The 21505-nt window shown below is 59.5% G+C and carries 17 protein-coding genes; 4 read left to right on the top strand and 13 right to left on the bottom strand.

Annotated features, from left to right (window positions below; genetic code table 11):
- The first annotated feature begins 18 nt into the window (after positions 1–18).
- Positions 19–954 (top strand): sulfatase-like hydrolase/transferase, encoded by a 936-nt coding sequence (locus ACTF4R_RS00620; protein ID WP_440005429.1) that lies wholly within the window; start codon positions 19–21, stop codon positions 952–954.
- A gap of 122 nt (positions 955–1076) precedes the next feature.
- Here the strand turns inward: ACTF4R_RS00620 and ACTF4R_RS00615 are convergent, their stop codons facing one another.
- From ACTF4R_RS00615 to ACTF4R_RS00560, 12 genes are all read right to left on the bottom strand, one after another.
- Positions 1077–2090 carry a glycosyltransferase family 4 protein gene (locus tag ACTF4R_RS00615; RefSeq protein WP_440005427.1) on the bottom strand — a complete coding sequence of 338 codons (1014 nt, stop codon included), beginning with the start codon at positions 2088–2090 and terminating at the stop codon, positions 1077–1079.
- A gap of 7 nt (positions 2091–2097) precedes the next feature.
- Positions 2098–2685: a glycosyltransferase family 2 protein gene (locus tag ACTF4R_RS00610; protein WP_440005425.1), complete on the bottom strand. Its 588-nt coding sequence runs from the start codon at positions 2683–2685 to the stop codon at positions 2098–2100.
- A gap of 57 nt (positions 2686–2742) precedes the next feature.
- On the bottom strand, positions 2743–3783 hold the full coding sequence (locus tag ACTF4R_RS00605) for a glycosyltransferase family 4 protein (protein WP_440005424.1): 1041 nt from the start codon (positions 3781–3783) through the stop codon (positions 2743–2745).
- 46 nt (positions 3784–3829) lie between these two features.
- A complete protein-coding gene (locus tag ACTF4R_RS00600) occupies positions 3830–4975 on the bottom strand; it encodes a glycosyltransferase (RefSeq protein WP_440005422.1) in 1146 nt (381 codons plus the stop codon).
- A gap of 271 nt (positions 4976–5246) precedes the next feature.
- Positions 5247–7004: a VirB4 family type IV secretion system protein gene (locus ACTF4R_RS00595; protein ID WP_440005420.1), complete on the bottom strand. Its 1758-nt coding sequence runs from the start codon at positions 7002–7004 to the stop codon at positions 5247–5249.
- Between the two features lie 167 nt (positions 7005–7171).
- Positions 7172–8296 carry a TraC-like domain-containing protein gene (locus ACTF4R_RS00590; protein WP_440005418.1) on the bottom strand — a complete coding sequence of 375 codons (1125 nt, stop codon included), beginning with the start codon at positions 8294–8296 and terminating at the stop codon, positions 7172–7174.
- Positions 8293–9345 (bottom strand): hypothetical protein, encoded by a 1053-nt coding sequence (locus tag ACTF4R_RS00585; protein ID WP_440005416.1) that lies wholly within the window; start codon positions 9343–9345, stop codon positions 8293–8295. Before ACTF4R_RS00585 ends, ACTF4R_RS00590 begins: the two co-directional genes overlap by 4 nt.
- Before the next feature lie 143 nt (positions 9346–9488).
- Positions 9489–11279 (bottom strand): TrbL/VirB6 family protein, encoded by a 1791-nt coding sequence (locus tag ACTF4R_RS00580; protein WP_440005415.1) that lies wholly within the window; start codon positions 11277–11279, stop codon positions 9489–9491.
- 21 nt (positions 11280–11300) lie between these two features.
- Positions 11301–11729: a hypothetical protein gene (locus ACTF4R_RS00575; RefSeq protein WP_440005414.1), complete on the bottom strand. Its 429-nt coding sequence runs from the start codon at positions 11727–11729 to the stop codon at positions 11301–11303.
- Between the two features lie 499 nt (positions 11730–12228).
- Complete coding sequence (locus tag ACTF4R_RS00570; RefSeq protein ID WP_440005412.1) at positions 12229–13107, bottom strand: DUF955 domain-containing protein; 879 nt, start codon at positions 13105–13107, stop codon at positions 12229–12231.
- 148 nt (positions 13108–13255) lie between these two features.
- On the bottom strand, positions 13256–13684 hold the full coding sequence (locus tag ACTF4R_RS00565; protein ID WP_440005411.1) for an SWIM zinc finger family protein: 429 nt from the start codon (positions 13682–13684) through the stop codon (positions 13256–13258).
- A gap of 157 nt (positions 13685–13841) precedes the next feature.
- A complete protein-coding gene (locus ACTF4R_RS00560) occupies positions 13842–14780 on the bottom strand; it encodes a transcription initiation factor IIB (protein ID WP_440005410.1) in 939 nt (312 codons plus the stop codon).
- Positions 14781–15118: 338 nt separating this feature from the next.
- On the opposite strand from ACTF4R_RS00560, the gene ACTF4R_RS00555 reads away from it, so the two are divergent.
- Positions 15119–15712, top strand: a complete 594-nt coding sequence (locus tag ACTF4R_RS00555) for an HdeD family acid-resistance protein (RefSeq protein WP_440005409.1) — start codon at positions 15119–15121, stop codon at positions 15710–15712.
- 151 nt (positions 15713–15863) lie between these two features.
- Here the strand turns inward: ACTF4R_RS00555 and ACTF4R_RS00550 are convergent, their stop codons facing one another.
- Complete coding sequence (locus tag ACTF4R_RS00550; protein WP_440005407.1) at positions 15864–16847, bottom strand: DNA-binding protein; 984 nt, start codon at positions 16845–16847, stop codon at positions 15864–15866.
- A 490-nt stretch (positions 16848–17337) separates the two neighbouring features.
- Here ACTF4R_RS00550 and ACTF4R_RS00545 point away from each other — a divergent pair, with 490 nt between their 5' ends.
- Both ACTF4R_RS00545 and ACTF4R_RS00540 read left to right on the top strand, forming a co-directional pair.
- The gene (locus tag ACTF4R_RS00545; protein ID WP_440005405.1) at positions 17338–17616 is read left to right on the top strand and encodes a hypothetical protein; all 279 of its coding nucleotides are present in this window, start codon (positions 17338–17340) and stop codon (positions 17614–17616) included.
- A gap of 148 nt (positions 17617–17764) precedes the next feature.
- Positions 17765–21403 carry a type IV secretory system conjugative DNA transfer family protein gene (locus tag ACTF4R_RS00540; RefSeq protein ID WP_440005403.1) on the top strand — a complete coding sequence of 1213 codons (3639 nt, stop codon included), beginning with the start codon at positions 17765–17767 and terminating at the stop codon, positions 21401–21403.
- Positions 21404–21505: the final 102 nt, after the last annotated feature.

Genomic DNA, 21505 nt, shown 5'->3' with positions numbered 1-21505 from the left:
TAATAATCCAAAGTATCGATGACGTTCCTTGATTGGTTCACCGAAACGTGGCAGCGGTTTCAAAACCATAACCACCAATATGCAATACGCGCCTCGCTCTACGAACTGTATCTTGGCGCATGGAGATACATCAATCACCAATATCAGTATGGACAACCAATATATGACGAAGACTGGGACGTTCTCGTTATCCTTGATGCGTGTAGATACGACCAGATGAATGCTGTAATCTCCGAATATGAATTCCTGACTGAAAATCGTCCCTTCTATTCGTTGGCAAGTGCTTCAGAAGAGTGGATGGAGAAGAATTTCGGACCTACTTACTCCGAGGAAATGTCAGAAACTATCTACGTGACCGGTAACCCGTTTTCACGGGAATATTTCTCGGACGATGACTTTCTTGTCTTAGATGAAGTGTGGCGATACGCATGGGATGACGAACAGGGGACGATAATGCCTCATGTACTAACCGAAAGAGCAATAGATTTCTACCGCAGCCATGAGCCCGAGCGCATGATTGTTCATTACATGCAACCTCATCGTCCATTTGTTAAACGTCCAGATCTAGATTCGGGGCTTGAGTTCGAATTCAGTGATGAAAACAACCGAGACAAAAGTATCTGGGACCAACTTCGACGTGGTGACCTCACTAGAGCAGAGGTCAACCAAGCGTACATTGAGAACCTCCGTTATGTGCTTGACGACGTTGAGCGACTACTCAAGAACATCAACGCGGAAACTGTCGTGCTCTCTTCCGATCACGGGAATCTTCTCGGTGAACAGTTCCTCTATGACCATCCAATTAAAGTCCCGCATCCGCTTCTTCGTAAGGTTCCTTTTTGTACTGTGACAGCAAGGAACACGGCTGGACACGAACCAAAGACAAAAGAGGAACTATCAACAGGGACAGAATCAGAGGTCTCCGAAAGACTAGAATCCCTCGGATATCTCTGAGAGATTCACTTTAAACATCCTACTTTCCCTCCGTTATTAAGGTATCTGTATAGTTTAAATTCTAAGAAAGGGAACCAAGCTGTTGGTTCATTTAGATCCCGTTATAGATTCGATATAGCTTGTTATTTGTCAATGGTTGGTTCAATGATTTCCTTAAGTTCAGTTGCGACCTCGTCCCACGTTCGAGGAGTGTATTGAACCTCTTCTCCCGCGACAACTTCGATCTTCGAGGCGACTTCCGCAGGGTCGAACTCATCAAAGGTTCGGCTAACGTCTCCCAAATCTTTTGCTGACGGGATTGACTTGTAGAGGACGACAGGCGTACTACAGGCAGCAGCTTCGACCGGGGTTCGTCCATACCCTTCGCTTTCGGCAGCATGGAAGTAAACTTCGGCGTTTGTATACAGACGCCGAAGGTTCGGTTGTGAAACATAACCTAATGTATGTATTCTGTCCTTTAAACCTCGCCTCTCGGCATCCCGTAATAATTTTTTGAATGAATTCGAATTATATTGATTTCCGCAAATAACAAACTCGATATCAGGTTCTAGCTCCTCAAGGACTGAAAGAAGGAAACCTGGGCGTTTTCTTTCTATAAGTGCCCCAACGTACAAAATGTATCGGTCTGGAATAGAGATGCCCTCAAACGGGGTAGAATCAGGATAAATCCGGTGTGGATCAACACCTTGAGTCAGAACCTCAATTTGATCTGGATCAATGTCAATATTCCGTATAATGCTTTGTTTTGTTGTATCCGAAGTTGCTAATATGCGGTCAACTTCCCGTAAATTGCTGAGAGCATGGTTCAACGCCTTTTTTCTCAGCCAGTTCCCATCATCTGATAGGTATTCATCAAGGTCGTGAACTAAAGGAAAAATCGCTGCCTCATAGTTTCGCGGTTCTATACCAGCAAGCTGAGTATGCCGAGCTAAGATAATTGCAGAGTTCTTCTTGTCTATCTTGTTCATCAATTTGGGAACTTTCCGATAGAGTCGGTCTGTCCCCGAGAGCAGAGGGAGAGATGAATTTGTAACCTTGTAGGTCCTGATTTCTGCGGCGTCATAGAGTTTGTTTGCGACGTGTTGTATACTCCCGTTGCCGAAGTCCTCAATTCCCGAAATAAATTCCCCTACCATAACTCAATTATTTGTGTGGATGAATTCTATCTGGTTTGATTCCCGTCGCCAACCGAATGTTGTAGGCAACGGTGTTGCTCAACAACAGTGGCACGTAACGAGGATGCTTCGTACACAGGTATCCGAGTCGCCAGACCCTGTCCCAGGTGGTAATCGAACGTTCGTGCTCTTCATGGTCGAACAGGCTTCTGGGCACTGTCAAAACGTCGTAACCTGCCCTGTGAGCTTTGATCGAGAAGTCGGTATCACCGTTGTGGCTGCGCAATTGCTCGTCGAAGCCACCGACGTCCTCCCAAAGTTTCCGATGGAACACCATCACCCTCCCGGCGACGAGACCGAACTCCCAGTCCTTGACGCCGAGGAGCGTATCCTGATCAACTCGATCGATGAGGGAGTAAAACAGCTCCTCCGAGAACGCGATATCGTCGTCCATGATGACGATGACGTCCGCGTCCGTCTCTCGCACACCATGGTTCCGTGCTTCATTGAGTGTTCCCGTCTTTTCGACAGTAACGGGGACATCTTCGGGGATGCTTTCGAGTGTCCGTATCTCGTCTTTTATCGAGGGAATTACGACTGCGGTGTTTGGTGTCATGATTTTTGTACTCGCCCTGACTCTACTACGATATAGTATGGACGTTGTGTTTCCGTTTCACGTCGTCTGATAAATCTTTTCTAGTCGTTCGACGACCGTGTCCCAATCGAACACCGAATCATTCGTCGGTTCGTGTTCGCGTGCATCTTTGACTGCCTGACTCACTGCCTCAGGTCTTGGAGTGTCAATACCAACGACGCCTGTATTTCCGACCCAGTCTACAAGCGCACCCACAGCCCTCACGACGCACGGCGTCCTCGTAGCCAGTGCCTCTGCGACGGTCAGACCGTATGCCTCAAACTCGGACAACGAGAGATACACCGTAGCTCCAGCGTACAACTGCGGTAGGCGATTATCAGATACGTATCCGAGAAACTGCACTCGATCCGTCACACCTTCGCGTTGTGCGATTTGTTCGAGGGTCGACCGGTAGGGTCCACTTCCGGCGATTAGTAGATCGTACTCTGGAAGCCTCGGAAGGGCGCGAATAACGTGTTGCACGCCCTTGTATTCCTCCAATCGTCCGACACAAAGCAGATAAGGACGATCGCGTTTCTCTGGCTCGGCTGACTCGAACTGTCCAATGTCGATGCCATTTGGAATTACCACAGCGTCTCTGCCGAACTCCTCCTTGAGCTTGTTCCTCTCCCAATCGCTGACGGCGACTAACCGTTTTGCTCGATGAAGAGCGAATCCTCCGAAGGGTCGATACAGACTGAGCAGGTGGTCACGGAGGTCGTTTGCACTTCCGCCGTGATAGTGAGGCGTGACGACAAGAGGCGACGAAGTTCCGAGAGCCGCAAACAGCATCGGCAATGAGTGATAGTTATGTGCATGAACGACGTCAGCGTCCATCCGACGAACCGACCAAGCTATCCCCGGTGCGACGTGGAACGCACCGCCTGGGGCGAGTGCTCGGTGACGACGGACAACGACGCCGTTCCGTTTCTCCCATCGTGGGACATCGTCGCCCGCATCGGCAGTGAGAACCGCCACGTCGTGTCTACGCTCAACAAGCCTTTCGCTAATCTCACTGACGTGCGTTTCGACGCCCCCAGTTTGGGGTGGATATCGAGGGGCAATCTGAACGATTTTCATTCGACCACTGTAATCGAAATCATTGTTAAGTTCGTCTCCGCTTCGTTCACTCGAACGCCTCCCGCAACTCCTGATCCACTTCCCACGTCCCGTCGCCCTCACCGCGCAACAACGCCACGCTCGCCCGCAACAAGGACACCTGCGCGTCGAACACGGAATACACCGCCTGCAACGGACCCAACCGATCCCGACCGCCCAACCAGACGAACGCCCCCAACCCAGCAGGAACAGCCAGCCCCAACGGCCCCGCCGCGACCACCGCAGCCCCGGTCGCCAGCCCCACAGCCAGCGCCAGCAGCCACGGCGACACCACCATGAACCACCAGTTGAACGGCAACACCAGCCGGCCGTAGTTCCCGTACCGCCCGAGCATATCCCGGTGCTGCAATAGCAGTCGAATCAACCCCATCCCGCGCCGGTCCTTCTGCAACCGCCGCTTCCGGAAGTCCGAGTGGGACGCCTCGCTGTACCGAATCTCCGGGTCGAAGACGACCCGACTGCCGTTCCGACGGATGCGAAGCGCAAGTTCGGTGTCGTCCGCAAGCGAGTTCGGGTCGACGGGGACGATGGCGTCGTTCTCGAACGCCGAGAAGGGACCGTGGAAGATGAGCGTCGAGTCAAGATGGGACTCCAGCGTCTGGACGTGGCCCTGGACGCCGCGGTAGCCCGTTTCTACTTCGCTGCCGCCGAGCACCTCCGCGTTCGTCCCGGTCACGGCCGCCACGTCGGGGTCAGCGAGGTTCGCCGCCGCGACCCGCAAAGCGTCCTCGGCCACGAGCGAGTCGCAGTCGGTCTTGACGACCATCTCGTTGTCCGCCGCGGCGTAGGCGTCGTTGAGCGCAGGGGCGAGGCCGCGGCGCTCCTCTTCGCGGATGAGGTTCAGGTCGGGATGCTCGCGGTCGGCGAAGTACTCTCTGATCAGGTCGGGCGTCTCGTCGTCACTGGAGTCGACGACGACGAGTTCGACCTTCCCCATCGGGTAGTCGAGCGCGAGGAGGTCGTCGAGTTTCTTCTCGACGATACCAGCCTCGTTGAACGTCGGTAGGACGATGCTCACGGTAGGCTCCGCCGTCTCGTCCTTGTGAGCCGGCGAGCCCTCGGGACGGAGCAGGCCGTACAGCGCGAGGAAGGCGAGGTAGGGGAGCGCCGCCACTGCGACGACGACCGCGGCGGCCTTCGCGAGTCGGTTCATGTTCGGGCGTTGGTCGGTTGGTTTTAAAGGTCTACGGATTAGGTGGCCATCACTGGTCAGGCAAGAGTCGCTGAGCGATTTACTGGAGTTATGCGGGAGTAGTAGGACGGACGCGGCCACATTTAGCCACCGTCAATCGGTAAGGTGGTTGAGGTCTCGTGCTTGGGGGTCAACCTTCAAGTGACTCTAAAGCCAGAAGTAGTGAGCGCAGACAACGATTTCACGTATATCGAGAAGAGCAACTAACCCGAGAGTCCAATGACGACGTCCTTCACGGATGATCTCCTTCCGAATCAGAATCGACCAGCGCTAACTCCTCGGGCAGCCCGGTCACTTTTACTGGAAACCGTCCTTTATCCTCGATACAGACGAGTGCATGACTGTAACCGCGTTCACGGGTTCCAGGTTTCGCCTGCCTGAGGAAACGAGCTTCCCGCTCGTTCAACCCGAGTCGCTTCCGGTTCGTTTCGGTCAATCCTGGTAGTCGCTGGAGAACCTTTATCGAGGACTCCTTCGCCAGCACCTCGGCTTTTTCGTGAACGAAGAAATCCGATAACTCCTGTGTGATCAAGTGGATGCTGAGGTCGTGATGGCGAGAATGGCGGTATGCACGCTCCAACCAGTCGAGTGAGCCCTCGTTTTGAAGCAGGTAATGGGCTTCGTCGATTGCCAGTATCATACGCTTGTCCGTCTGTTTCGCGCGTTCGTAGACGGCATCGAACAGGAGCTGCATCATCAACGCGATCTCCCGGTCGGCCTCACCCTGCTGGAGGTCGAGATAGGTCACTTTCTCGTCCCGCAAGTCGATATCCGACTTCCCGCCAAGATTCGCGTACTCGCCATCCCCGACGAGCGGCCGCATACCGATACGGAGCTCGGCTGCTCGGTCTTCCCACTTCACGAGTTCGACGGTCGTCGGTGCGGTCGCATCGCCCTCCTCGTCGAAGAAGGCACTCGCATCGTCAGCCATCTCGCCGAGAATGACGAACACGTCCTGAACCGTCGGACTGTCATTCGCATGGGTTGCAGGGTCGCGTGTAATGCCCTGACGCCGGTACGCATCCCGGACGCCCCGCCCGAGGACGGCACGCGCGTTCGTGTCGAGACCTTCGCCGGCTGTATCGACGTGAGCGAAGTACGTCTCGAAAAAGCCCATGACGCTGGAGAATCGCTGGCCGTAGGGGTCGAGGTCACTGGTCGCCTCCAATACGTGGGGCGGGGTCGGCTGTATCTCGAGCGGATTCAGCTGTCGCGTTCCACCGACGACGATGCGGTCTGCATCGAGGGCAGTAGCAAGGTCGTGAAATCCCTCCAGTGGATCGAGGAGCATGAGAATCGTCTCGGAGTCGTTCGCAATCTCACGGAGACTGAGCAGTTTCGCCGTGACGGATTTCCCGGAGCCGATTTTCGCCGCTGCGAGCACGTTGTAGCCGTTCGGCCGCTGCCAGCGATCGACGACGACTGGTGCGTCGGTCGTTGCGTGGAAGCCGTACAATACGCCGGTCGTCTCGATGACGGTGGTAGCCGAGAATGGAAATGATGCGCCGAGTGCGCCGCTTAACATCGGCGTTCGAGCCGCTCCGAGCGTGCCACTGACTGCGTCGTCAGCAATCGGACTGTTGGCGACGAGACCCTCGATCTGGATATAGTCGACTGGCTTCACCGTGAGCTGGCGTTTCGCCAGTTCCGTCTGGAGATGCTGACACGTCCGCTCGACGGTGCGCTCGGTATCGCCACGGACCGTAACGTATGCCGCCACCTCGAAGATGGATTGCGCGCCGTCCGTGAGCTGGGCGAGTACGGCTTCGTGCTCGCGGATTCGACGGTCAGTCGTGCTGATCGAGGGGTCGCCGTTCTTCTGCTTGCCGAGACGAACCGATTCGAGGTCACGGATCGCGTCCTCGAACTCCGTGATACCCCGTTCGGTGGGTCGAGGGTGAGCGTGTATCGTGAGGTCGACGTCCGCGCTCGGATGGGTCGTAATCGTTTCCAGTAGGCCGGGGTCGGCATTCGTCGGCCAGTCGACCACGAACAGCGTTCGTGCCCATCGTTCGCCAGTTCGAGTCGCGTCTGATTCGAGTTGCGTACTCGACGGTGCCACGAGTCGCGCGTGCCGTCCGGCATCGTCGAGGCGGTCTGACTGGTCGGCATCAACACTGGTGATAGTCTGGACGAGTCGGTCGATGAGTGACATGATTAGCGATGATCGAGGGAATGGCTCACTGGGTCGTGGTGGCCGTCGTCTGCGTCGTTCTGTAGCGTGTCCACATCGGGTGGTGTCGTCTCTGCATCGGCGAGGACGACCGGTGTCGTCCGGAGCCGTGACTGCTCCGTCTCGTACTCGGTTCGGCTTCCAGTCCACGATTCCTCGATCCACGTTGCGAGCGTCTCCGCGGACACGCGTTCGGCGGTACAGGTGTCGATTCCGCGGATAGCATCCTGAACGGTGGCGAGACGGTCGTCGAGCAGACTACGCTGGGCTCGCTCGATCTCCTCCGGCGAGAGTTGCGTGCTCTCTGCGCCGATGAATCCGAGGAGACCACCGATGTACGGTACGTCACGGAGGTTGGCAAGCGCGCCGCGTTCGGCGATCTGAACGTCGTAGACGTGTACCGGGACGAGAATCTGATACTCGCGGACGCTCGTTCCACGAGCCTGGAACTCCTGTGGGAGTCGTCGGCGATAGGCGTCGACCAGATTGGCAAGGACGGGATTCGCCGTGACGTCCGGGTCGTCGCGACGCTGGTCGTATCCGGCGACGAGGCGGTCGGCATCGACGCGCCGTGCAGTCGAGCGGAGCTGGAAGGGGAACTCCAGCGCGTTCAGTGCGTTACCGAGTGCGTCGGCTGCACTATCCCACTCGATCTCGGTTGCGAGCGCCATGTTTGCGGGACTGACCTCGACACCCGCGACGAGCGTCCCGTCGACGCGCTTGAGTGCGTCCGCCTCCGGCAGAAACCGGCCGACGCGTGTGAGCGTCTCGGTCCGCTGGTCGGACGCCCCATCGAGGAGCGTTCGTATCGACGGCTGGCGCTTGAACGCGATAATCTGGCCGACCCACGCTTGCGGTGTCAGATGCGAGGGCGCGATGAACACGACGATAGCGGTCGCGACGAGGACGCCGAGGCCGACAATGATGCCACCGGTGACGGCGAGCAGCCCTCCCAGCGAGTTTCCAGTGAGGACACTGAGGGATGCAATCAAGAGTGCTGGCAGGAACAGTTTCAGGTCCGGAATGCTGTAGTCGGTGTCGACACCGACGATCTCGTCATCGGCTCCGAACTCGTTGAGGATTCGACGTCTGGGGTCTATCTTTGTCATGGTTGCTGGTCACGGTCTGATGTTTCACGGTCGGTCGCGTCAGATTCTGTCTCGTCCGAGTGGCGACGGGTCGAGACCCTACTCAGGATGCGACGGCGAAGTTGCGTCCGGAGGAAGTGGACGACTGCTCTCGGCTGGAGTCGCCAGCCGGTACGCCGCCTGACGGTTCGATGCATGACATACAGTCCTCCGGTGAGCGGCGCGAGACAAATAGCGAGTATCGTTATAGCATTGGGAGCGAGAGAATCGTACCCGACGGTCGTTGCCACACCTCCAACGAGGCCGAGTGCGAGCGCTCCTCGACTGATGACTACCCAGGGTGTCGGCGTGACCGCCATTCCGGAGACGTCGCGGTCTTCGTGGAGTGCGGCACGGAGGTAGTACGCAACGCCAGTTGCACCTATCGTCCAGAGGACGAGTGCACCAATGAGAGAACCACGTGTGAACACGTCCGCTCGAATCAGCAGCCAATCAGTGGCTCCGAGAACGCCAATCACGGCGAAGACGACGACGAACTGCCAGCGTGGACGGGCATAGCTAAGCGGTGACTCTCCCCGACGCCGGCGATCGCGCTGCACCTGTCGTTCGTACGCCCGCTCGCGCTCGGTGACGTGGTATGCGTAGGCCACTCCGAGGAGGCCGCCCGTAGCCCACGGCGTCACGCCCGTGGTGAGAATGTTTCTCCAAGCGAACGTCACTACGGAGGCCGCCCACTGGAAGCCGACATCGGGATTTAGAAACAGCGTCCCTACGAACACGATGAGTCCGACGCTACTCCAGAAGAGAACGATGATGCTTACAACTCCGATGAAGACTCGACGCACGAAGAGCAGACGACCCGTGTAGACGAAGAGACGAACTCGTTCGGTGAGCTCTCGAATCACTGCCTTCCCATAGAGAGGAGTCAAAGACGGATCGGCGTTCTTCAGTCGTCCTGCTGTTTGGACCTGCCTAGCAACCCTCTTTTCGTCGCCCCATTCCATGCAGTCCCAGCAGACAGTGACATGATTGCTCACGTCTTCTGTTTCTCCGGACCCAACTGAGTACATCGTGTGGCCGATTTTCCCGCGAGGGAAAACCACCTCACCACATATTTGGCAGTTATAATTATCCCGCTCAGCTACTTTTTCAATAAGATCCTTCTGAGGGTCTGATTCGCTAAAGGAAGAGGTAGACCGCCGAATTTTTCTTGTCATGATTTACGAGTCTGTTCAACGGCGCTAATGCTATCCTGATGTTCTCTGTTGTAGCGAGAAGTTCGATACACTCCATCAGTCGCGATTTGGCCGACATCGAATGCTGTTGAACTCTCTTCATCATATAAGAAGACATTTTTGTCTGAATTGTTCTCAGATATACGCTGTAATGCTCCTTCATCCAACAACCAACCTGTGTTCGATGGACCTTCGCTCGCCGAGTGGAATTTACCCTGACTATCGAAGTAGCCAGCGTCGTACTGGTCCTTGGAAAGTTCTGACCGGTGTTCAGCATGCCTGTACGTGACGCCATCAGGAACGCTATCGGCGTACGAATCAGTCGTCTCGTTTCCTGACTGTGTTGCTCCACTCGTAGCCTCGCCAGTAGACGTCGATTCTGCAGCGAGCGCAGGTTGGTCGACAGTCGGTCGTTGTGTCGACCCTTCGAGTTCTCCGGCAATCGTCTCGCCGTCGAGAGCGCCGCCGAATCCGCCAGGGTTCGTCCGTGAGAACGGCGACCCGTCGACAGGATCGACGCGCGTGTCTGCGCCTGCATTTGCCGGAATCGAGGAGGCCGTCGCCGACTCACCAGTAGGGAATCGAGACCGGACGCGCTGGCGAAGGCTGGACGAGGTGTTCGCCACAGCCATCCCGGACGCGGCCCCGATTGCGCCTGCGGCGAGGGTGGCGAACGGTCGCATCCTGCGACTGCCGACGAACAGGAAGAGTGGTGAAACGGCCGCGCAGAACCACATAACGAGGACGAGGATGATGTACGCGAACGCGTCGACACCGGCGGCGTTCGAAAGGCCCTGGTCAAGCGACCCGTGAACGGCGTTCACGACTGGATAGCCGACGCCGAGGATGACCGCTGCCGGAAACGGCACGAATGCACACGGGATGAACAGGCCACGCAAGCGATCTCCGACGCTAGCGAGCGGACGAAAGAGCCAGAACGCTGGCAGGGACAGCGCGAGGAAGACGGGCAGTGCAGGCACGAGCACGTAGACGGCGAGCCACGACAGGCCGAACACGAGGGCGACGAACAGGAAGAGTATGCCCGAGGACAACCAGAGCAGGAGCGCGCCGAGTCCGCCTGCAAGGACACTATCGGTGAGTGTCTCGAAGCTCGCGACGATTTGATTGCCGGAGGGAGCGAACGTGACCGTCAGTGCGGACGCCAGATGCAGGACGAACGACGCCCAGATCCACGACCCCAGGATGACGAACAGCATGAACCATCCCTTCGCTTCGAGGGTTTTCGCCTGCTGATTGGAGATGGCTCCGGTGGGCATGAGGGCGTTCGCACGGAGTAGTATCATCGAGAACGCCCAGATGAGTAGGCCAGCGGGCAGTCCGCGAGTCCGCCACCAGTCGTAGACAGTGTCCATCGGCGCGTTCGTCGGTCGGTCGACGAACTCGGGCGTCCCGTTGCGCAGGGGGACCGGCCGGCTCACGAGGAATTCGACGGCCCACTCGGCGACGCCACGTGCGAAGTCGAGGAATCCACGGGCAAGCCCTTTGAGAGCGCCAAGGACGCCGTTACACATGTGGCCGCTGACAGTTCCGAGTCCACGGCACGCTCCCTCGAATGCCGGCGCACCGGTCGCGTTTTTGCTCGCGTTCGTCGTTCCGTTACTGGTTTCGTAAATCGACGGGGGAGTCGTCTCGTTTCCAGATGGAGGTGTTGCCGTCGTCGTATTCGGTGGTGTCGTCGGTGGGGATTGGGCGTCGACGGGAAGCGTCACTCCAGCGATTACGCACACGACGGCGATGACGACTGACACTCGGAGTCCCATTGCTTCACTTTAGAAGAACGGGACGATGTCGACACAGCTAGCGAGGCCGACGCCAGTCGCGCCGATGAGTTGCTCGATGACGACGGCGAACAGTGGCGTCGTGACGGTGGCGAAGGCGGCACGATTCCGCCAGCCTTTGACCGATTCGATGGTCTGGGGTTTCTTCGGGAATGCGGCGGCGTTGTGCAGGATGTATGCGAGGATTGCCGACGCGATCATGGTGATGCCGATGAACAAGGGGGCGGCGTAGTTGACGGTGTCCGCAAGTGGGGTGCCACAGATACCGGATCCGACTTGCTGTTGGGCAGCGACTGGTGTCGACACGAGTGCTGGAAGGACGGCGAGGCCGATGATGAACGTCGGCCGTCGAAACGAGCGCGTGATGGCGGCTGGTTGGAAATAGTGTGCGAACCGTTCGGGGTGGATTGTAGATTGCATCGGTGGTCTCCGTGCCCGTCGTCAGTCCCACTAGTCGCAGGGTGCACTGCGATTCTTCCAATCTAGTGTGGTATGAGTTCACACAACGGGCTTGCAAAAGCAATTTCCTTTGAATATCTTAAATCTATATGAAGGTGGCCGATATGTACGCATATATTTGACGAATATTTACGATTTCCGCAGCACATTTTTGTCTGTTAGCAAGTAAAATACAACGGTCCATTAAATCTTCATCTGCAACAGTACTGTCCATCTGAAAGAGACGGGAGCGAGAGGAGACTCTCGAAATCACCGTCATCGGGAGCCGAATCCACCGTTTAAGATGATCGGGAGTGTCCTAGATCTCCTCACGGCCTATGACGTCGACATAGAAAAAGGAAGTAAAGTGCCTCGAAACGCGATTCCGGGCTGTTGACGAACGGAAAGCGAATGACGTGCGGGGACGTAGTCCGTCACGCTTCGATCCTGCTGTTCTGCCCTCTCTCCGACAAGACGGGTTTCACGTCCGTTCGAGGCTGCTTTCGATTTTACCGATAATCGTCATCGCCGTCGTTCTGATTCGCTCCAATCGGTCCTGTAACTCGTCGGTCTCGTCGTTCTGCCAGGCTGCCAGATAGAACGACGCGTTCGACGCATCCAGCCCGAAATGACGACTGACGATGTAGGCGACGCTCTCGGCTTCGACCTCCCGAGCAGCGCGTTCGTCATCCGCTTCCCGACCGACGTGGAGTCTCGCGTGAGCGTACTCGTGAGCGAGAACGTGCGCGACTGTCGCACTATCCAGGTCCGCTCGCACGGCAACGTGCGGCTGCGACTCGCCGCTCCGGTGCTTGCAGACGCCCTTCGCGTCTCCGTACGACCAATCCTCGGTCGCGACGAGTTCGGCGGACACACCGAGCGGCCCGGCTGCGGCGAGAGCGGCAGGGACGAGGTCGTCTGCCTCGCCGTACACGTCCGTCTCCAGTTCCGGAAGCGGTTCACCCTCGGTCTGTGAGACATCGAAGACAGCCACCGGCCGGAAACCGATGACGCCCTTCGACCACGTTTCGGGAGCGGACGCCTCGTACTCGCAGTCTGATTCGCCGTGGTACGACGGCGCGTTGCCACACTTCGGACACTGGCGAGCGACGATCGGTGCCCAGATCCAGATCGCCGACTCGCCCTCCCGAACATGTCTATCGAACTCCGTCTGCCACGTTCGGTAGCCGGCAACGTTCGTCGCGTCGGGCTGCTGGAGACGGATCAAGAGCGTGTTCCGCATCGAGTAGTCGTGAAAGCGGCGTTGGGTATCGAGCCACGTCTGGAACTGCTCGCTCGCTGCTACCTCGTCGGTTGCGTCCCGGAGGTCGGCAAGCCACTGTTCGACCGTTTCGTGCATCGCGTCCGGTCGGGCGTCTCGGTCGTCGAACGCGACCGGTTCGTCCTGCGCTGTAAGCTAGTTCGAATTCGACATAGTACTCGGGCGCTCTTCGCCGAGCGCCTCGCCCCCGAGGGCGCGCGAAAAATACCGAGGACGCGGGTACCGATCAAGTAGTGTCGTCCGGCAGGTCTTTTCGACCGGTACGAACGCACTCCCAGCACGGGAAGCCACCGAGTTCGGAACAGTCACACGACTCTTCGGTCGCTTCTTCTCGTTCGTCAGCGTCCTCCTGCGTCCCGCCATCCGCGGCGACCTGCTGGTCGATGGCTGCCCGCAACACAGGAACACGGATGGCGACTGCGACGCGGTGCTTGCACGCACCATCGTAGTGGTCGTCCGCCGGGCACTCACACGCACTCGGCACGCCATCCTCGACGGTGACGTGGTACTCGTGATTCCGCGGATTGGCGTGACTCGTGTTTCGCACCCGAACACCGCCCGGGAGGACGGTGAACTCGAATGCCTCGTACTGTGCGCGCTTTGCCGTTCGTTTCGTAAATTCTAGCTTCGAGAGGGGGTTATCTGGGTTCGACATGGCGACTCCGCGGGACGCCGATGCAGGTGCTGCGCCCCGCACCCCGAAGGGGCGCAGCAAAAACGATCGAACGAGACGCCCGTCAGCCGTCGCTACTCGAACCGAACCTACCGCGTAGCGCTCTCACTCGACGGGCGCGAAACGTATTGCCGACGGCTTACCGCTCTCGGTCGAGGGTGTCGAGTTCGAGAAGTGCGTGCCAGCGTCTCCGGAGAGTGGCATCGGTGACGTTCGCCACGCTCGCGATTCTCTTCTGAGTGAGACCGACGTGCCTGTCGTGTCCGGCCTCGTAGAGACAGGCAGCCGCGACGCCGACCGGATCACAGCCGGTGCCGAGGCCGGCGTCTTCTGCGAGTACTGCGAGGTCGTAGGCTCGCTTGCGAATACGGGCCGGTAGTTCGAGCGCCGATGCGAGACGCGGGACGAACGCTCGCGGTCGGAGTGGCCGAGTCCGAAGTCCGAGTTCGAGATTCAGTGCTCTGTAGGCAGTTCGAATCGTCTGGCGGTCACAGCGCGCGTAGTCGGCGACGTCGGCGAGCGTCCACGGAAGGCCGAGACAGCGCGTTGCGGCATGGACGCTCGCGCTCGCTATCGCTTCGATAGATCGTCCGACGAAGAGGTCGGCGTTCTGGCCGGCGCGACAGATGGCGTACGCGCGGTCGCACGCCGACGCTGGAAGGTCGAGCGCACTCGTGAGTCGTCTGATGTCGTCGAATGCGTGGCCGAGATTCCGATTGGCTTTCGACCCCCAGCGCGCCTGATTGTGGTGGCGTCGCAACCGACCGAGTCGACGTCGCTTGCTCGCCGAGAGGGTGTTACCTCGGCCATCCGTCCAGTGGCCGAACGTGGTCGCCAGGCCGTAGTCGTGCATCCCCTGCGCTCGTGGTGCGCCCGTGCGTTTGCGTTCCGGCTGGTCACGCGACCACTCCGGTCCCGTATCGATTCGGTACTCGGTAGCGATGAGACCACAGTCGCGACAGTACGTCTCGTCGTTCGCGGTCACGAGGCTACCCGCGCATTCGGGGCACTGGTCGTCGGTCGTTCGTTCACGGTCGTCTTCGTCGAAGGTTCGCTCGTATACTGGCAGTACGGACATTGGGTGGTCCTGCCGGGCATCTCACGGATGCCCCGCACCCGATAGGGGCGCGAAAAACACGGGCGGCAAGCTACAGTGCTATCTTCTCGCGCTAAAGCCGAATGTCCGCCCAAATTTCTCATCCGACGCTATTTACAGCGAGTTGGGCATAGAGCATGTCTCATTGCGTCCGTCCGAGTAGTTCGATTTGGGTCCAACAGGCGACGACGGCATCTGGCAATTGACGTTTATAGAGTCAAGGAGTCGTTTCCACAGAGAAACATAAATTACTTTATTTCAAAACGATAAACAATATCTCGGCTATTTTACTTTCCTCGTCAAATACGGGATGGGAAATCATGAACTACATCGCAGCAATGCCAGCTGGCGGAATGGAATCCGACCGGGTGCGTGGTGGGATAGCCGTCGGGGTTATTATCTCAATCCTCGGCGTTCTGGCGATACTCTTCCCCTTCGTTACGGGATTGTCGTTATCGATGCTGCTCGGGGCACTGCTGGTCGTCGGCGCGATCGTTCATGTTGGACACGCATTCTCGGCGGGAAGCTTCTGGGGGGCACTTTGGCAGGTGCTGCTTGGAATTCTCTACGGGATTGCCGGCATTTCGTTCATGGCGAACCCAGTGGTCGGCCTGACGACGCTGACGATTCTCGCAATCGCCTTCTTCTTCGTCGACGGAATCGTCGAGATTGGCTGGGCGATTGCCGGGCGCGACAACAGAGGATGGATATGGCTGCTGGGAAGCGGAACGATCTCGCTGCTCCTCGCCGGCATGCTCTGGATTGGCTTCCCTGCGACTGCAGTGTGGGCAGTGGGCGTCCTGTTCGGTGTGAACGTACTCGTCACGGGACTCTCCCTCATCGGACTTGGGATGGAATCTCGGCGAGCGGCAAGGGAAGAGGCACCAGCAGGCGAACGAGGGCGGGAAGCCTAACGGGAACCAGACCCGTTCGGTCGCACCTCCCAGAGGCTCGTGATCGCCAGTGTCGTTTTGCTGTCGGCGGCGTCCATTCAACATGCTCGATTCAATCCACCGATAATCTATATTTTATAATGGATGTGTCTCGAAGCGGTGTGACCGACAGTCAGGTCGTCCTTCGCCGCCCTCTCACGGCCCGTCCGTATCGGGGCAGATTCTGCGACACCTCGCCCTCGTACGACGCTTCGGAGTCGCCATGCACTGGTGCATCGCCATCACCGCGTTCGAGGACCACGATGCTCGTTCGACTGTCCGCCGCCAGCGTCGCCCGTCCACGATACCGGTTCACTTTCGCCGCCTGTATCCACACGCGGTCGCCTTCACGCAGCACGACGTCCTGACGCGACTTCTTCCAGACGGTGAACTTTATCGTTCCCGTCCCATCGTCCAGCATTCCGACCTGCTGCTGAGTACTCGATTTCGGCGACCATAGCGTAGCGACCTCGGCTTCGACGCTCGCCTCGTACTGCCACGGCTCGATCGACGCGACGTCCTGTATCACGCCCGGCTCTCGCTCCACGTCTTCACGCACTCCGATAGCTGCCGTCGTCACCGACGCACCGCGCTCCACTCGCTCGGCGATCCGTCGACTGAACGCCGCACGACTCGGCCCGTTCTGCACGATCTCTGTCAACCGTTGCGCACACTGGTTGACTGCAGCCACCTCCGACTGCGACAACCGCTCGCGCGGGTCCTCGGCTGGTGGAATCGTCCGCCCGACCGCTCGCGCTCGCGTCCGCGCTTCGAACGCCTTCTTCGCTGTCCGTGCCTGCACTTCGACTGCCTTCCGGTTAACCATCTCCGGCCGCTCGCCCAACGCTTCGCGCTCGCGTGCTCGCTCGGCGTACCGCTCCAGTTCTGCCTCCTCTGCCAGAATGCGCTCCTCGCTCGCCAACGTCTGTCCGTCGAACTGCCCGTCCCTCGTCTCGCGCTCGACCGCATCCGGGTGATTGCAGTCGACCGTCGCCTGCCGTTCGAGTTCGACCGTCGGTCGCAGCTCCGCCCCGTCGACCACGCCGTGCTCGTCTTCCTGGTTGTCTGCCGGTTCGTCGACCGAACACTCTTTACCGATCTGGTATCTAGTACTCATTGGAGTTCCAAGGCTCCTGAAGGCGCTCACGCGCCGACACCGCGATGCTACTACATCGCGGCTTTCTCGACGACGACAACCGACAGACCCATCTGCGCGCTCTCGCTCGCGCCTTCGCGAGCGCCCTACTGGGCGCGAGCGAGAGCGCGCCTGAACGGGGAGACATATCCAGCACCGCGCGCTGACCCGCCCGGAGCGAGCGGCCAGCGGAGTAAGCGTAGGGGGTGAGCACCGACCGGAGCGCAACCCCCTGCGGTTACCCGCTGGCGCGAGGGCACATGCATTTTAGCCCGGAACGGCGAGCCTGCTCGCCGCATGCCCGGAATGGTCAGTCGCGAGCGATGCAGAGGTCTCGTGAGCGGAGCGAACGAGACGCCAGTGAGCTTGCTCACCGGAAGGCGGCACGCGGCGCGCGGTGCGGGCCGCCGTCGACCATACTACTGGTGAGGGAATCGGAATCTACACGGCAAATCCCATCGCCACTACTGCTATGGCACAGACAGTTGACGAGCTCCGAAACGAGATTCGAGAGGCAGTGGGAAGATACGAACGCGTCGAATCGACGGCGTTCACCAAAGAAGCCCTCGCTGCCATCTGTACTGCAGTAGGCTACGATATCGACACGAACAATCTGTCGTCCAAGCCACAGATGCGGGCTGGTATCCTCTGGAAAATCGGGGAGTTGAATGACGACGACCCAGAGCAGGCTGACCGGCCCTTTCGGAAGGCAGAACTCGAAGCGATTGCAGCTGCGCTACAAAACGAGTAGAGACTACTGACTTACTCACGGCTCCTCAGGTAGAGAAGCGATAACGACCTGTAGTCACCGCCTCGGAAACTACCTTCTCTCACCCTGACAAAGGCATTTATAAGCCAGCATTCCATCTGACCACAAGTTATCCACGTCAGTGATTCACATGCCGACACCTGATAGACCAGAGCCAACGCCGTATCTGCGAATCCGCCCGACGACCGACCCGATCAATCCGAAAGCGGCCGTCACTCAATTCCAGCGCCTTCACACGCTCGCCACGTCGGACGACACGCGATCGACGACGCGTCGTCTACTCCTACCGGGGTCAGGAGGCGACTCTGGAACGATTGAATGGCTCCTCGTTGCTACGCCGGACGAACCACTGGACTACTTCGTCACGCTCCACCGCGACGACGCTGAGCCATCGGCACTCGAGGGCGTTCTCAGGAACTGCGTTCCGGACAGCTACGAGGTCGACAACTACGACCTCGTTCTCGACGACATCCTCGGTCTCGACACACACGAGATCTCGTCCGACTCGACTCCTGCCTCCGAGAGCGAACCTGGCAACGACACTGACCACTTCGTTGCAGGCGTCGAATTCCACGGTCGCGGTGACCGCCACAAGGACTGGCAGACCCAGCTCACGCCGTTCAGCGATTTCACGACCACCACCGGTGGCGAGACGCGCGCGCCGCTCGCCCCGGTCGTCGAAACGCTCGCCGATACCGATGCGACGGTCGTCTTCCAGATACTGCTCCGGCCGAAAGACGACTGGACGGTCGAGGCCGACCTGCGCCAGCACAAACTCGCCAATGGCCGCGAGGAGTCGTTCGTCGGCCGCGCAGTCTCGGAACTGCTCGTTCCCCCCGACTCCCAGGACGAGTCCACGCAGACGGACCGACCACCCGAAACCACGCGCCGCATCGAGGAACTCGACGCGAAGGACGCCCGCCACAGTTTCGACGTGAACGTTCGCGCCGTTGCGGTCGCCGACGACGCCACGACGGCCACCCAGCCCGTCGAAGACGTGGCGTCGGCGCTGACGCCGCTCGGTCACTCCTGCTACACCATCGACGCCACCACGCATCCTGCTGACCCCGAACGGCCACACGCAACGGACGAGGACCTATCGCGCTGGCAGTCCCCGACTCCGGCAGCGCAACTCCTCGAATCGATTCGGAGTCGCGAAATGCACACTCCCTCGACGGGAATCCGGACGCGTCTCCCCGGGAAGACGTCCTCGCCAGCAATCGTCGCCGACGCCACGGAAGCCCCAGGATTCTGCCTGCTCGACGGAAGCGCGCTCACGGCTGCGGGCAGACGGGCGCTCGCGCCGACGCCGGACGAGCGCACGTCCCTCCCGCGGCCACCCATCGACCAACTGGACGCCTACCATGGTGATGGCTTCCTGCTGGGATATCCGCTCACACAGGACGGCACACCTCATTCAAAGCCGATTTCGCTCCCGCCCGCGTTCCAGCCGCTTCACTCGGTGCTACTGGGCAAGACCGGCTCCGGGAAGACCACGCTCGCGATCAACGGCCTGCTCGACAACCACGCGGCGACCGAGGGCGCGACCGTCATCGTCGAGCCGAAGGGCGACGGCATGACCACGGACTATCTGCGGGCTCACTACGCGCGGTTCGGCCATCTCGACGACGTCCTCTATTTCGACTGTGCGAGCGTCCTCCCGGCGTTCTCGTTTTTCGATATCGAGGACGAACTCGCCGCGGGCGTCACGCGGACGACCGCCGTCGAGGACCGGGTCGACCACTACATCGAAATCCTCACCCAGATCATGGGCCGCGAGCGCTTTCAGCAGGCCGTGCGGTCGCCCGACATCATTCGGTATCTGGTGAAGGCCATGTTCGACCCGGTTCACGGCAGTGATGCGTTCTCACATCGGTCGCTCCACGGTGCGGCCCGCCGTATGCACGAACGCCAGTCCGCTCCCGCCGTCTCGGATTCCGACCTGGAACGGATGCTCGGGGGCGTCGTCGCGAATCGCGCTCAGACGTTCGACGAGTTGATGCAGGGCGTCGCCAACCGCATGGAGAAGATTCCCGTCGACAAACGCCTCGCCCGCATGTTCGACCACGTCCCCGACGAGGGCGACCCCGAGTTCGACCTCGCGGACTACCTCAGCGAGGACGTCGTCATCATCTTCGACACGGGCGACCTCCGCACCGAAGCCCAGCGCGTCCTCGCGCTCGTCGTCCTCTCGAATCTCTGGACCGCACTCCGACGGCGCGCCCGCCGCGAGCCTGATGCCGAGCAGCCGCTCGTCAACCTCTATCTGGAGGAAGCTGCGAGCCTCGCCGTCACGGACGTCCTGAACGACTTGCTCGCCCAATCGCGGAGCTTCGACTGTGCGGTGACGCTGGCGATGCAGTTCCCCGCCCAGTTACGAGGGCTCGACAAACGGGCCTACGACGAGGTCCTGAACAACATCTCGACGTTCGTCACGGGCAACGTCGCTGTCGACCGCCCGCTCGCCGAGCGCCTCTCGACCGCGTCGATGGACACCCAGACGGTCGGCAACCGCCTGCGGGCGCTTCAGCGCGGGCAGTGGCTCGTGAAACTGCCTGCGGCGTTCGACGACCCGGAACCACGGCCGTTCCTCGTCAGGTCCGCACCGCTACCACCAGGCGACCCCGAAGGTAATGAACCGCTTTCGGAGACCGAGTCCGTCCTCTTCCAGTCGGCGATGTTTCGAGTATCCGAGCGCACCCGGCGCAACGCAGGCCTGACGATTGGCACGCCGGAGACGGTCGAGGAGGACGGCGAAGACGATGAGGAGCCCACGAACGCAGACGAGTCACAGGTCCGCGTCGATACTGCGTTACCGCACACGAAGCGATTGCCGTCCTGTATCGAGTACGACGCGAGTCTGAACGCTCTCCGCTGTACGAGTTGCGACAACCGCTACGACCCGAGCATCGAGGGGATGAAACGCGCGATTGCGTGCTGTTCATCGCTCGACGCCGTGGACCGCGACGATATCCCTATCTGCGATTTGAACCTCAAGCTCACGCCCGAGGAGCGCAGTGACGCAGCGTGGTCGGATCACCAGCTCATGTTCCTGCAAGCGGTGTACAACGCCCAGCAGTTACGGTACGACTCGCTGGAGTACGACCTGTTGTACGATTCGATGCTCCGTCTACAGGAGTACGTCGGCATCGACAGCGATGCCGTCCAAGACCTCATCGACGCTGACCTTCTGCGACACGACACCGATCACCCACATCGGTTGTACACGGTGACGCCCGATGGCCGGAGCGTTATCGGGGAGAGCTATCGCCAGGGCGTCGACTACGGCCACGGTCAGGGCGATCTGGAGGAGTCCAGCCAGCACGTGTTCGCGATCGAAGTCGCCCGCCAGCACCTCGAAACCGCGTACGTCGACGACCCCGAATCGGCCGTGAGTGAGGTCGTGCCCTACTACGATATCGACGAGCAGCGCCGTCTCGATATCGCGGGACTCGATGACGACGGGAGTATCGTCGTCGCGGTGGAGGCCGAGCGCGTCAATCACGACGTCAGAAGAGCAGTGCCCGACGACTTCGACAAGATCGCCGACTGCGACGTCGAGGAAGCGCTCTGGGTGGTGATGACCCAGTCGGCTGGCCATGACGTCCTCGCCGCGCTGAACGACCCGCCCGAGGGCGAGCCACGCGTCGAGAAGACCTACAGCAAGACGACGCCACCACAGCAGTTCCGTCTCGATACGCCCGGGATGACGGCGATGTATCCGATTGAGTGGTTGCGCGACCGCCTCGAGACGGAGTCGGATTCCTAATCGTCGTCACGGCCACTCGGCCGTCGTACGGCCCTCTACCGCGCTGAGCGAAGTCCGATGATAGTTCATAATCGGCGTTCGCGCCCGCAAGAAAGACTGTGT

The organism is Halomicrococcus pelagicus (assembly GCF_051917725.1).
Classification (GTDB): Archaea; Halobacteriota; Halobacteria; order Halobacteriales; family Haladaptataceae; genus Halomicrococcus.
Note: the sequence above shows the minus strand (reverse complement) of the source record. Positions and strands in the feature narration are given on the sequence as shown.